Genomic DNA, 13,229 nt, shown 5'->3' with positions numbered 1-13,229 from the left:
ATCCCCGCAGGTCCTCGCACGGGTGAGCCGGGCAGGTCGTGCCCGCTCACGCGTACGTCCCGTACTTCCCGTAGTTTCCGAGTCATCAGCAAGTCCACCGTGTACAGGAGAATCCAGGTCATGAGCAACCCCCAGCAGCTGCGTTACAGCAAGGAGCACGAGTGGCTGTCGGCCGCCGAGGACGGTGTGTCGACCATCGGCATCACCGAGCACGCGGCCAACGCACTCGGCGATGTCGTGTTCGTCCAGCTCCCCGAGGTCGGTGACACCGTGACCGCGGGCGAGACCTGCGGCGAACTGGAGTCGACCAAGTCGGTCAGCGACCTGTACTGCCCGGTCACCGGCGAGGTCACCGAGATCAACGAGGACGTGGTGAACGACCCCTCGCTGGTGAACTCGGCCCCCTTCGAGGGCGGCTGGCTGTTCAAGGTACGGGTCGGCGAGGAGCCGGCCGACCTGCTCTCCGCCGCCGAGTACGACGCCTTCATCCAGGGCTGAGGAGGCCGTAGTCCCATGTCGCATCTGAACACCCCGCTGCACGAGCTCGACCCGGACGTCGCCGCGGCGATCGACGCCGAACTCCACCGCCAGCAGTCCACCCTCGAGATGATCGCCTCGGAGAACTTCGCCCCGGTCGCGGTCATGGAGGCCCAGGGCACGGTCCTTACCAACAAATACGCCGAGGGCTACCCCGGCCGCCGCTACTACGGCGGCTGCGAGCACGTCGACGTGATCGAGCAGATCGCCATCGACCGGGTCAAGGAGCTGTTCGGCGCCGAGCACGCCAATGTGCAGCCGCACTCGGGCGCGCAGGCCAACGCCGCCGCGATGTTCGCGCTGCTCAAGCCCGGTGACACGATCATGGGCCTGAACCTCGCGCACGGCGGGCACCTGACCCACGGCATGAAGATCAACTTCTCGGGCAAGCTCTACGACGTCGTCGCCTACCACGTCGGCGACGACGGCCGGGTCGACATGGCCGAGGTCGAGCGGCTGGCCAAGGAGAGCAGGCCGAAGCTGATCGTCGCCGGCTGGTCGGCGTACCCGCGGCAGCTGGACTTCGCCGAGTTCCGCCGGATCGCGGACGAGGTCGGCGCGTACCTGATGGTCGACATGGCGCACTTCGCCGGTCTGGTCGCGGCGGGCCTGCACCCGAACCCGGTTCCGCACGCCCACGTCGTCACCACGACCACGCACAAGACCCTCGGCGGCCCGCGCGGTGGCGTGATCCTCTCCACGACCGAGCTGGCCAAGAAGATCAACTCCGCGGTCTTCCCCGGCCAGCAGGGCGGCCCGCTGGAGCATGTGGTCGCGGCCAAGGCGGTCGCCTTCAAGGTCGCCGCGTCCGAGGAGTTCAAGGACCGCCAGCGCCGCACCCTGGAGGGCGCCCGCATCCTGGCCGAGCGCCTGATGGAGGACGACGTCACGACAGTGGGCGTGGACGTGCTCTCCGGCGGCACGGACGTACACCTGGTCCTGGTCGACCTGCGCGCGTCCGAGCTGGACGGGCAGCAGGCCGAGGACCGGCTCCACGAGGTCGGCATCACCGTCAACCGCAACGCGGTCCCGAACGACCCACGGCCCCCGATGGTCACCTCGGGTCTGCGGATCGGCACGCCCGCCCTGGCCACCCGCGGCTTCGACACCGAGGACTTCGCCGAGGTGGCGGACGTGATCGCCGAGGCGCTGAAGGCGCCCTCCCCCTTCGGGGCCGCCGACGCCGAGGCGCTCCGGGCACGGGTGACGGCCCTCGCGGAGAAGCATCCGCTGTACCCCGGTCTGAAGTAATTCCGTACGCTTTGATTCGTACGGCCGTCCGGGGCATCGCGCACACTGGGTCAGTGAGCGCGATGCCCCGCGTCGTGCACTCCCCTGTGAACACCCTTCCGTTCCCCGCATCCGTATCACCGCGAACCACCCCCCGGCGGACAGCGGCGTCCGCCGAACCCCTAGGAGTCCTCCCGTGGCCCTCTCGGTCTTCGACCTGTTCTCGATCGGCATCGGGCCGTCCAGCTCGCACACGGTCGGCCCGATGCGGGCCGCCCGCATGTTCGCCCGGCGGCTGCGCACCGAGGAGCTGCTGGACTCGGTCGCCTCGGTCCGCGCGGAGCTGTACGGGTCGCTCGGCGCCACCGGCCACGGGCACGGCACGCCCAAGGCGGTACTGCTCGGCCTGGAGGGCACCTCGCCCCGCACGGTGGACGTGGAGACGGCCGACGAACGGGTGGAGAAGATCAAGGACTCGGGCCGGCTGAGGCTGCTCGACACGCACGAGATCGCGTTCTCCTTCGACGACGACCTGGTGCTGCACCGCCGCAAGGCGCTTGCGTACCACGCGAACGGCATGACCCTGTGGGCGTACGACGCGTCCGGCGCCGAGGTGCTGACGAAGACGTACTACTCGGTGGGCGGCGGCTTCGTCGTCGACGAGGAGGCGGTGGGCGCGGACCGCATCAAGCTCAACGACACGGTCCTGAAGTATCCGTTCCGCACGGGCGACGAACTGCTGCGCCTGACCCGGGAGACGGGCCTGTCCATCTCCGCGCTGATGCTGGAGAACGAGCGCGCCTGGCGGACCGAGGAGGAGATCCGCGAGGGCCTGCTGGAGATCTGGCGGGTGATGCAGGCGTGCGTGGCGCGCGGCATGTCCCGCGAGGGCATCCTGCCGGGCGGCCTGAAGGTGCGCCGGCGTTCCGCGAACACGGCACGCAAGCTGCGCGCGGAGGGCGATGCGAAGGCCCTCTCCATGGAGTGGATCACGCTCTACGCGATGGCCGTGAACGAGGAGAACGCCGGGGGCGGCCGGGTCGTCACCGCCCCGACCAACGGCGCGGCCGGCATCATCCCCGCCGTCCTGCACTACTACATGAACTTCGTCCCCGGTGCCGACGAGGACGGTGTGGTCCGTTTCCTGCTGGCGGCCGGTGCGATCGGCATGCTGTTCAAGGAGAACGCCTCCATCTCCGGCGCCGAGGTCGGCTGCCAGGGCGAGGTCGGCTCCGCCTGCTCGATGGCGGCGGGTGCCCTCGCCGAGGTGATGGGCGGCTCACCGGAACAGGTCGAGAACGCCGCCGAGATCGGCATGGAGCACAACCTCGGCCTGACCTGCGATCCGGTCGGCGGCCTGGTCCAGATCCCGTGCATCGAGCGCAACGGCATGGCCGCGGTGAAGGCGGTCACCGCCGCGCGGATGGCGATGCGCGGCGACGGCTCGCACAAGGTGTCCCTGGACAAGGTCATCAAGACCATGAAGGAGACCGGCGCCGACATGTCCGTCAAGTACAAGGAGACCGCGCGGGGCGGACTGGCGGTGAACATCATCGAGTGCTGAGGGATCGAGTGCCGAGGCGACGGGGCACGACGGACGGCGTATGTTGGCCTGGCTGGTCGGGTTCCGTTCCGGACATGGGGTCCGGGCCCGGGGTCCGGTGTTCTGTTGGGGGTTGGAAACCATGGTTGCTGGTCGTGTGGTGCGGTTCGACGCCGTACGGGGTTACGGGTTCATCGCTCCGGAGCACGGCGGGGAGGACGTCTTCCTCCACGTCAACGACGTGCGGATTCCGGAGCATCAGCTGCGTCCCGGGGTCACCGTGGAGTTCGAGATCGAAGAGGGCGACCGGGGGCTCAAGGCCTCGGGCGTGCGGCTGGCCCAGGGGGCCGGCCCGGTGTCCTCCGCCGGGGCGGGCAGGCATCCGGACGGCGACGACTCGCTGTGCGACGTGCTCACCGCCGAGGAGTACCTCCAGGAGGTCACGGAGGTCCTGCTGTCCGCCGCGCCTACACTCACCGGCGAACAGATCCTCCAGGCGCGCCGCGGGCTGTTGCAGTTCAGCAAGACCCACGGCTGGTGCGACGGGTGATCCGGGCACGGTGATCCCGACACGGTGATCCCGACACGGTGATCCGGGCCCCGGTGCGGCCGGGCCGGTGACGTCGTCCCGCCGGGCCGTGCCGGGCCCGCCTCTCGGGCGGCGTACGCCTCCAGGCGGTGGCGCTGGACATCGCGGATGCCGTGCCCGGCGCCCGTCGGCCCGGCGCCTTCGTACTCGGCGGCCAGGGCGTTGCACTGCTCGAGAGGGCCCGCCGGCCGGCCCGTGCCCCGGCTCAGCGGTCGGTGACGCGCATGTCGAACCAGGTCGTCTTGCCCCGGGGCAGGAGGTCGACGCCCCAGCGGTCGGCGAGGGTGTCGACGAGGAAGAGGCCACGGCCGCTGATGTCCAGTTCCTGGACCGGCATGAGGCAGGGCAGGCTGCGGGACGGGTCGCGGACCTCTACGCGGATCCAGCGGGGGCGGCGACGCAGCCGGAGGCCGAAGACGCGGGCCCCGGTGTGGCGCACCGCGTTGCCGACGAGCTCGGAAACGAGGAGGACGGCGTCCTCGGTGATCGCCGCCCCGAGGCCCCAGTGGCGCAGGATCACGACCTGAGTGAGCCGGCGGGCGGTGGCCGCGGACTCCGGACGGGACGGCAGCGGGACCTCGGCCTGTGACGGATCGCCGAACAACTCCAGCGCCTTCTGCGCGTGTTCGTCCTCGACCGTCGGCGACCAGCGCGACGCGGTCGCACGTCCGTCTCCCCGCGGCTGTTCCCTGCCCTCCAGCCCCGCCATGCCCCCATCATGGACGTCCGGCGGGACGTCCGGGGCCGTTCCGTCGGAACGCGCCCCCCGTACGCCCTCGCCACAAGGCAGTCCACTGGCATATGCCCCTGACGCTTCGGGGGTGCCGGTGACCCATGCGACCTGCGAGAACGGTTCACTGTGCGGCAATCGACAGGCTCCCTCGACAGGCAGGCTTAAGGGTGCTTCAAGGCTCCCATAAACCGCCCCATCGAGGGACCCGAATCAGACACCGTGTCAATTGCAACCCCCCGCAGGAAGGTTCACAGGAATCTCGCCTTGCCGGGGCCTTCCTCCACGAAGCTGCGCATCCCCCGCTCGCGGTCCTCGGTGGCGAACAGGCCCGCGAACCAGTTGCGCTCGACGGCGAGGCCGGTGTCGATGTCGGTCTCCAGACCGGTGTCGACCGCCTCCTTGGCCGCGCGCAGAGCGATCGCGGGCCCCTTGGCGAGCTTCGCGGCCCACGCGTGCGCCTGCTCGTAGACCTCGGCGGCGGGTACCACACGGTCCACCAGACCCAGCGCCAGCGCCTCGTCGGCCTTCACCTGACGGCCCGTGAAGATGAGGTCCTTCGCCCTGGACGGGCCGATGAGACGGGCCAGGCGCTGGGTGCCGCCGGCCCCCGGGATGAGGCCGAGCAGGATCTCGGGCTGGCCCAGCTTGGCGTTCTCCCCGGCGATGCGGAAGTCCGCGCAGAGCGCGAGCTCGCAGCCGCCGCCGAGCGCGTAACCGGTCACCGCCGCCACCACCGGTTTGGGGATGCGGGCCACCGCCGTGAAGGAGTCCTGCAGGGCGCGGGCGCGCAGGACCATCGCGGTGTGGTCCATGGCCTGCATCTCCTTGATGTCCGCGCCCGCCGCGAACACCTTCTCACCGCCGAAGATCACCACGGCGCGCACGTCCTCGCGGCGCGTGATCTCCTCGGCGAGTTCCTTCAGCCGGTCCTGCGTGGCGACGTCCAGCGCGTTCATGGGCGGGCGGTCCAGGCGCAGCGTGCCGACGCCCTCGGCGACTTCGAGATGTACGGTCATGGCAGCAGGTTAACGGTGACTAACGGCAAGCGGGCCGGTGCGGTCCATCACACCCGGCCGGGGACCCGGGGGTCGCCCCCGGACAGACACAGCACGGTGGCCAACGCCGACGGCCCCGGTGCCGTACCTCACACCGGGGCCGTCGCACGCCGCACGTCGCACGTCGCACGTCGCACGTCGCACGGAGGGAACGTCCCCCGCGGGTCGTGTGGTTACGCCTTCCACTTCTCCCAGGACATGTTCCAGCCGTTGAGGCCGTTGTCCGGGGCGATGGTGGCGTCGTTGGAGTTCTTCACGACGACCACGTCGCCGATCATGGAGTTCTCGAAGAACCAGGCGCCCGGCGCCTTCTTGTCCCAGCCGCCGCGGGTGTCGCGCAGGCCGATGCAGCCGTGGCTGGCGTTGTAGTTGCCGAAGGCGCCGCCGCCCCAGTAGTTGCCGTGGATGAAGGTGCCCGACGTGCTCAGGCGCATGGCGTGCGGGACGTCCTTGATGTCGTACTCGCCGCCGAACCCGACCGTCTCGCCGTTCATCCGGGTGACCGCGAGCCGCTCGCTGATGACCATCCGGCCGTTCCACGTCTCGGTGCCGGGGGCGCCGGCGGTGATCGGGATCGTCTTGATGACCTTGCCGTCCCGCTCGACCTTCATGGTGTGCTTCTTGGCGTCGACGACGGAGACCTGGCTGCGGCCGACGGTGAAGGAGACGGTCTTGGCCTGCTCGCCGTAGACGCCGGGACGGCCCTCGACGCCGTCGAGGTTGAGGTCGACGGTGACCTTGGTGCCGGCCTTCCAGTACTTCTCGGGGCGGAAGTCGAGGCGGTCGTTGCCGAACCAGTGCCCCTCGACCTCGACGGCCGGCTCGGTCGTGATGCGGATGGCCTTCTCGACGTCCTCGGGGTGGGTGATGCCCCGGGTGAAGTGGAGCGAGAACGGCATTCCGACGCCGACCTTGGAGCCGTCCTCCGGGGTGAAGGTGCCGACGAAGGTGTTCTTCGGGGTCAGCGTGGTGAAGCTGGAGTCCTCGGCGGCGGTGCGGCCGGCGGAGTCCTTGGCGACCGCGTGCACGGTGTACTTGGTGGAGGCGGCCAGGTGGGTCGACGGCGTCCAGTGGGCGCCGTCGCCGGATATCTCCCCGTCGATCCTCTCGCCGTCCGGGTCCTTGACGAGGACCTCGGTCAGCTTGCCCTTGGCCGCGTCGACCTTGAGCGTGCCGCTGGTCTTCACGGACTCGGCACCGTCCTTGGGCGCTATGCCGATGACCGCCTCGGACTGCTTGCTCTGTGCCGCGGTGGAGTCCTTGGCCTTGCCGTCGCCCGAGCCGGAGCCCGAGCCGGTCCCCCCGCCGCCGCACGCCGTGACCGCCAGCATCACCCCGAGTGCCAGCGCGGCGAGCTTCCTGCCGCCGCGCCTGCGCGCGTCAACCGACGCCCCCGATATCGGCCCCACGTTCACTTGTTTTCTCCCCTCGGCGGGCCTGGCCCGGCCCGCGCCCCGCACGCCCCTCGCGCGCCTCGGCGCATAGTAGTCACAGGCCAGGAGGGTTGGACGCGGCCGGTGTGTCACCGTTCCGTTCCAAACTCCAACGGCCCACGGGGCACAACCAGGACGCCCTTTCGGCCATCCGCGCGTGAGGGCGCTCCGGGGCGTCCGGGTTCACTTCACGGCGCCGCCCTTCGTCCACTTCTCCCAGGACATGTTCCAGCCGCCTAGGCCGTTGTCCGGGGAGACCGTCCGGTCCTTGCTGTTGACCACCTCGACGACGTCGCCGACGAGACTGCGGTCGAAGAACCAGCCCGCCGGGGTGTCCGCGCCACCGCCCTTCACGTCGCGCAGGCCCACGCACCCGTGGCTGACGTTGGTGTCGCCGAAGACCTCCTCCTCGGCCCAGTAGTTGCCGTGCAGGAAGGTGCCGGAGTCGGTCAGGCGGATGGCGTGCGGGACGTCGGGGATGTCGTACTCGCCCTTGCCGTCGTCGTCGGTGAAGCCGACGGTCGCGCCGTCCATCCGGGTGACCTCGAGCATCTCGGTGATCACCATCTTCCCGTTGTACGTGGGGGTCTTCGGCGCCCCGGCCGTGACCGGCACCGTGGCGAGCACCTCACCGTCCCGTCGTACCTCCATGGTGTGCCGGGACGCGTCGACCACCGAGACCTGGCCGCGGCCGACGGTGAAGGAGAACGTGCGGTGCTGGAGTCCGTAGACGCCGGGCGCGCCCTCGACGTCCCGCAGGTTCAGTTCGACGGTGACCTCGGTGCCGGGCTTCCAGTACTCCTCGGGCCGGAAGTCGAGGCGTTCCTTGCCGAACCAGTGCGGGCGGATGTCGACGGCCGGGCGGGAGGTGACGCGGACGGCGCGTTCGACCGCCGCGCGGTGGACGATCTCGCGGTTGAACGCCAGGGAGACGATCATCCCTGTGCCGACGACGGAACGGTCCTCCGGGGCGACGTAGCCGATGAAGCGCTGCTCGGGGACGTATGTCGTGAAGGTGGTGCGGCGGGCCGAGCGGCGCCCGTCGTCGTCCAGGGCGACGGCGTCGACCGTGTACTTCGCGGCCAGCGCGAGCCGTTCGTCGTCGGGCTTCCAGGTCTGCCCGTCGGCGGAGATCCGGCCGGGGACCGGGGTCTCCCGCGCGTCCTGGGACCGGACGACCTTCACCGACTCCAGCCGGCCCTCGGACGTCCGCACCCGCAGCACCCGGTCGGGGCGCACCTCCTTGCTGGCGTCGGCGGGCACGACCCGGATCACCTCCTCGGGCCCCGGGGGGCCGAACGCTCCTGCGACGGGGCCGTCCGAGGTACAGCCGACGGCCCCGGTCAGCAATCCTGCCCATGTCATTACGGCGGCCAGTGCGGCCCTCGCGCGCCGTGCGCGCCCTTGTACGTGGCTCACGCGCTGCCCAACGACGGTGCGCGCCGTGGGGAAACGACCATGCGTCCCCTCGGGGAACAAGTCATCTCCGCCCGGCCATGTCCCCTGCGCCCCGGAGGGACACGCGTGTGCGCCCCGGAGGGATACGCGTATGTGCCCCCGGAGGGACACGCGTGTGCGCCCCCGCCCGGGGGCAACGCGAGGGTGCGCCCCCGGGGAACGCCAGGGTGCACCCGGGGAAACGTGAGTGCGCGGCATGCTTTGGGCAGAACTGTGGGGAGGACGACGCGCCGGGGAGCCGCGGCCGGAGCCGAGCAACGCCCGGGGAACCGGGCGGCCGCACTCCCCTGCCCGCCGTCGTCCCATGATGAGCCGCGGGAGGCTGACAGGTGTCCAGCGCAGCCGAGCAGGAGGCGGTGGCCGGGCGGGAGTCGGTGGCCGGGGACCGGGTCGCCGGCGACGGGCGCCCGGCCGTCGCCGTGAACGGCGTGCGGGCGGCTACGCCCTTGCAGCCGACGGTGCCGGTGCGGCCCGGCCCGCCGGCCCCACTGGGAGCCCACGTCCGCACCGGCCCGGACGGGGCGGCGGGGACCGGCTTCGCCCTGTGGGCGGGGGGCGCCGAGGGCGTCGAACTGTGCCTGTTCGACGAGCGCGGCGGGGAGAGCCGCGCCCGGCTCACCGAGCTGACGGACGGGGTCTGGCACGGCTTCGTACCGGGCGTCCTGCCCGGCACGCGCTACGGCTACCGGGTGCACGGCCGCTGGGATCCGTGGACCGGCGCCCGCTGGAACCCGGCGAAGCTGCTGCTCGACCCGTACGCCCGCGCGGTGGACGGCGACTACGGCACGTCCGGCCTGCCGCCCCAGGTGTACGGGCATGTCCGGGACTGGCCGGAGCAGCATGTCGCGGACACCGTGCGCGACGACCGGGACTCCGCCCCGTACGTACCGAAAGGCGTCGTCGTCCACGATGACGACGACCGGGCCGACGACCGCCGGCCCGGGACGCCATGGGCGGACACGGTCCTGTACGAACTGCACGTCAAGGGCTTCACGCAGCGGCACCCCGGCATCCCCGGGGAACTGCGCGGCACGTACGCGGGGCTGGCTCATCCTGCCGCGATCGAGCATCTGGTGCGGCTCGGGGTGACGGCCGTGGAACTGCTGCCGGTGCACCAGTTCGCGCACGAGGACCATCTGCTGCGGCGGGGACTGCGCAACCACTGGGGCTACAACTCCGTCGGCTGGTTCGCCCCGCACGCGGGCTACGCGGCCTTGGGGACGGGCGGGCAGCAGGTCGGCGAGTTCAAGCGGATGGTGCGCGCGCTGCACGCGGCGGGCATCGAGGTCGTCCTCGACGTGGTGTACAACCACACCGCCGAGGCGAACGAACTGGGCCCCACCCTGTCCCTGAAGGGCATCGACAACCGCGGCCACTACCGGCTCCGGGCCGACGCCCGCCGGTACGCCGACCACACCGGCTGCGGCAACACCCTGGACGTCGTCCAGCCGCAGACGCTGCGCCTGATCACGGACTCGCTGCGCTACTGGGTGACCGAGATGGGCGTCGACGGCTTCCGCTTCGACCTGGCAGCGGCGCTGGCCCGTACCGCGGACGGGGACGACGTCGACATGCGCGCCCCGTTTCTCTCGGTGATCGCCCAGGACCCGGTGCTGCGCGGGGTGAAACTGATCGCCGAGCCGTGGGACGTGGGCCCCGGCGGCTACCGGGCGGGGGCGTTCCCGCCGCTGTGGTCGGAGTGGAACGACCGCTACCGCGACGCCGTACGGGACTTCTGGCGGCCCGGAGCGGCGGACCTGCGGGAGATCGGCTACCGGCTCTCCGGTTCGAGCGACCTCTACGACTGGGGCGGACGGCGCCCGTACGCCTCGGTCAACTTCGTCACCGCGCACGACGGGTTCACCCTGCGCGACCTCGTGTCGTACGAGCGCAAGCACAACGAGGCCAACGGCGAGGGCAACCGGGACGGCACGGACGACAACCGCTCCTGGAACTGCGGCGCCGAGGGGGAGAGCGACGACGCGGACGTCCTGGCCCTGCGGCGGCGGCAGCTGCGCAACCTGCTGGCCACGCTGTTGCTGTCCACGGGCGTGCCGATGCTGGTCGCCGGTGACGAGATGGGGCGCACCCAGCGCGGCAACAACAACGCCTACTGCCAGGACAACGAGACCGGCTGGGTGGACTGGGAGCTGCTCGCGGAACCGGGCTGGCAGGCCCTGTTCGACCTCACGTCCCGGCTGATCGCCCTGCGCCGCCGCCATCCGGTGCTGCGCCGCCGGACCTTCTACTCCGGGCGCGCCCACGGCGGCGACGGGCTGCGCGACCTGGCCTGGTTCACCGCGCGGGGCACCGAGATGACCGAGGAGGACTGGTACGCGCCCACCGCCACCCTCGGCATGTACCTCTCCGGCCGGGACATCCCTGACCGGGACGAGCGCGGGGAACGTGTCCTCGACGACAGCTTCCTCGCGATCCTCCACGCCGGTGACGAACCGGCGGACGTCCTCCTTCCGGGCCTGCCCTGGGCCCGGCGCTACGAGGTGGTCGTCGACACCGGCCGGGAGGACCAGGCGGGTCCGCCGGCCACGACCCACCCGGCGGACACGACGATCACGGTTCTGGGACGAACGGTGCTGCTGCTGCGGGCTGTCGGCTGACGCGGAACCGGCCGGGCACCGGCCCGTCGCTCAGCCCGCGCCCGGCCGGCCGAGGATGCCGCGTTCGTAGGCGACCGCCACGGCCGCGGCCCGGTCCTTGACGCCGAGTTTGGCGTACAGGTGGGTGAGGTGGGTCTTCACGGTCGCCTCGCTGATGAAGAGTTCGCGGGCGATCTCGCGGTTGGAGGTGCCCCGGGCGACCAGGGCGAGGACCTCGCGCTCCCGCGCGGACAGGGGTGCGGACAGCGGTTCGGCGGGGGCGCGGACCGCGGAGACCAGGCGGGAGGCCACCGCCGGGGAGAGGACCGTACGGCCCTCGGCGGCCGCCCGTACGGCCGTGAACAGCTCCTCGCGCGGCGCGTCCTTCAGCAGATAACCGGTCGCGCCCGCCTCGATCGCGGGCAGGGTGTCGGAGTCGGTGTCGTAGGTGGTGAGGACGAGCACCTTGGCCCGCGCGCCCCGGCGGGTCAGCTCCCGGATGGCGTCCACGCCCGAACCGCCCGGCATGCGCAGGTCCATGAGGACGACGTCCGGGTCCAGGGCGGCGGCCCGCTCCAGCGCCCCGACGCCGTCCGCCGCCTCGCCGAGGACGCGGAAGCCGGGCGTGGACTCGAACATGCCGCGCAGGCCGTCCCGTACGACGGGATGGTCGTCGACGATCAGGACCGAGACGGTCGGGGTGTCTGCGTCAGTCATGGCGCACCAACGGTACGCGAGCCGACACGGCCGTCCCGTGTCCGGGTTCGGACTCCACGGTGAGGGAGCCCGCGATGCGTTCGGCGCGGGCGCGCATGCCGTCGAGGCCGAAGCCGCCGCTGCCGGTGCGGGCGGGGCGCACGCGCGGGTCGAAGCCGCGGCCGTCGTCGCGGATGTCGAGGGTGACCTCGTCGCCGATGTAGGAGAGCGTGACGCCGACCCGGGTGGCCGCGGCATGCCGGGAGGCGTTGGACAGGGCCTCCTGGGCGATCCGCAGCAGCGTGGCCGCGACCTCCTCGTGCAGGGGTTCGGCGGTGCCGGTCACCGTGAAGTCCGCGCGGGCACCGGTGCGTTCGCCCCATTCGGCGACCGTCTTCTCCAGGGCCTGCGGCAGCCCGTCCCCGTCGAGGGCGACCGGGGCGAGGTTGTGCACGGAGCGGCGGGCCTCGCCGAGGCTCTCGCGGGCCAGGTCGGTGGCCCGGCCCGCGTGGACGCGGACCAGGTCGGGGTCCGTCGTGCCCGCCACCACCTGGAGCTGGGCGATGATGCCGGTGAGGCCCTGGGCGAGGGTGTCGTGGATCTCGGCGGCCAGTCGCCGGCGTTCGTCGGCGACGCCCGCCTCCCGTGCCTGGACGAGGAGTTGGGTGTGCAGGGCGGCGTTCTCGTCGAGGGCCTGCTGCAACGCGGTGTTGGTGCGCTCCAGTTCGGCGATGGTCTCGTCCTGCGTCCGGGCGCGCTCCTCCTCCAGCTCCCCGAAGTGGGCGAAGAGGGCCACCAGCAGGGCGTTGACCAGGAGGATCGCGCCGAAGAGCGCCCAGCCCAGGCCGCCGCTCGGCGGCAGCCCGCCCGACTGGGAGCCCGCCAGTGTCACCGCGGTGGCGATCAGGCCGGGCTTGACCAGGCGCCTGGGGAGCTGGCGCCCGACGCCGAAGTAGCCGATGACCGCGTAGAAGGCGAACAGGGGGTTCATCCAGGTGAGCGCGAACCCGACGGCCCAGCGGGCGGTGTAGTAGCAGGCGCTCTCGGTGGTCGGTCCGGGGCGTCGGTGTTCCGCCCTGCCCCAGGCCAGTTGGAGGACGACGGCCACGACGGCCAGCACGCCGCTCAGCCGGCGCTCGCCGTCCGTCATGCCGATCGCGTCGGCGGCCGACAGCGAGAGGACGGTACTGGCGGCGAGCAGGAGGTACGGTCCCCAGCGGTGGAACATCGCCCACCGCCGGTCGACCACGCCGTCGGTCGTCATGCGGCTCGCCGTCATGCCGTCGGTCGTCGTGTCGTCCGTGATCACCCCGCCCACCGTCATGCCGCCCTTCTCATCCGCGTCCGCCCCGACGCTT

General features: G+C 71.7%; 11 protein-coding genes. 5 read left to right on the top strand and 6 right to left on the bottom strand.

What is annotated here, in order from left to right; all coding sequences use genetic code 11:
- The first annotated feature begins 120 nt into the window (after positions 1–120).
- From gcvH to ACFPZI_RS09940, 4 genes are all read left to right on the top strand, one after another.
- Positions 121–498 (top strand): glycine cleavage system protein GcvH, encoded by a 378-nt coding sequence (gene gcvH / locus ACFPZI_RS09955; RefSeq protein WP_381361045.1) that lies wholly within the window; start codon positions 121–123, stop codon positions 496–498.
- 15 nt (positions 499–513) lie between these two features.
- A complete protein-coding gene (gene glyA, locus ACFPZI_RS09950) occupies positions 514–1,788 on the top strand; it encodes a serine hydroxymethyltransferase (protein ID WP_381361042.1) in 1,275 nt (424 codons plus the stop codon).
- A gap of 175 nt (positions 1,789–1,963) precedes the next feature.
- The gene (locus tag ACFPZI_RS09945; protein WP_381361039.1) at positions 1,964–3,331 is read left to right on the top strand and encodes an L-serine ammonia-lyase; all 1,368 of its coding nucleotides are present in this window, start codon (positions 1,964–1,966) and stop codon (positions 3,329–3,331) included.
- Positions 3,332–3,452: 121 nt separating this feature from the next.
- Entirely contained in the window at positions 3,453–3,860 is a 408-nt protein-coding gene (locus ACFPZI_RS09940; RefSeq protein WP_381361037.1) for a cold-shock protein, read from the top strand.
- Positions 3,861–4,104: 244 nt separating this feature from the next.
- Here the strand turns inward: ACFPZI_RS09940 and ACFPZI_RS09935 are convergent, their stop codons facing one another.
- The 4 genes from ACFPZI_RS09935 to ACFPZI_RS09920 all read right to left on the bottom strand — a co-directional run bounded on the left by ACFPZI_RS09935 (position 4,105) and on the right by ACFPZI_RS09920 (position 8,539).
- Complete coding sequence (locus tag ACFPZI_RS09935) at positions 4,105–4,608, bottom strand: ATP-binding protein (protein WP_381361034.1); 504 nt, start codon at positions 4,606–4,608, stop codon at positions 4,105–4,107.
- 272 nt (positions 4,609–4,880) lie between these two features.
- Positions 4,881–5,648 (bottom strand): enoyl-CoA hydratase/isomerase family protein, encoded by a 768-nt coding sequence (locus tag ACFPZI_RS09930; protein ID WP_381361031.1) that lies wholly within the window; start codon positions 5,646–5,648, stop codon positions 4,881–4,883.
- Positions 5,649–5,860: 212 nt separating this feature from the next.
- The gene (locus ACFPZI_RS09925) at positions 5,861–7,102 is read right to left on the bottom strand and encodes a L,D-transpeptidase (RefSeq protein WP_381361028.1); all 1,242 of its coding nucleotides are present in this window, start codon (positions 7,100–7,102) and stop codon (positions 5,861–5,863) included.
- 201 nt (positions 7,103–7,303) lie between these two features.
- Positions 7,304–8,539, bottom strand: coding sequence for a L,D-transpeptidase (locus tag ACFPZI_RS09920; RefSeq protein ID WP_381361025.1), 1,236 nt, complete (start codon positions 8,537–8,539; stop codon positions 7,304–7,306).
- Positions 8,540–8,907: 368 nt separating this feature from the next.
- Here ACFPZI_RS09920 and glgX point away from each other — a divergent pair, with 368 nt between their 5' ends.
- Positions 8,908–11,196 carry a glycogen debranching protein GlgX gene (gene glgX, locus ACFPZI_RS09915; RefSeq protein ID WP_381361022.1) on the top strand — a complete coding sequence of 763 codons (2,289 nt, stop codon included), beginning with the start codon at positions 8,908–8,910 and terminating at the stop codon, positions 11,194–11,196.
- A gap of 30 nt (positions 11,197–11,226) precedes the next feature.
- On the opposite strand, the gene ACFPZI_RS09910 is transcribed toward glgX, so the two are convergent.
- A complete protein-coding gene (locus ACFPZI_RS09910) occupies positions 11,227–11,892 on the bottom strand; it encodes a response regulator (RefSeq protein WP_381361019.1) in 666 nt (221 codons plus the stop codon).
- Complete coding sequence (locus tag ACFPZI_RS09905) at positions 11,885–13,135, bottom strand: sensor histidine kinase (protein WP_381361459.1); 1,251 nt, start codon at positions 13,133–13,135, stop codon at positions 11,885–11,887. The genes ACFPZI_RS09910 and ACFPZI_RS09905 overlap by 8 nt, the downstream gene beginning before the upstream one ends.
- Between the last annotated feature and the right edge of the window lie 94 nt (positions 13,136–13,229).

The sequence above is a fragment of the Streptomyces chlorus genome (genome assembly GCF_042655885.1).
In the GTDB taxonomy this organism is placed as follows: Bacteria; Actinomycetota; Actinomycetes; order Streptomycetales; family Streptomycetaceae; genus Streptomyces; species Streptomyces chlorus.
Note: the sequence above shows the minus strand (reverse complement) of the source record. Positions and strands in the feature narration are given on the sequence as shown.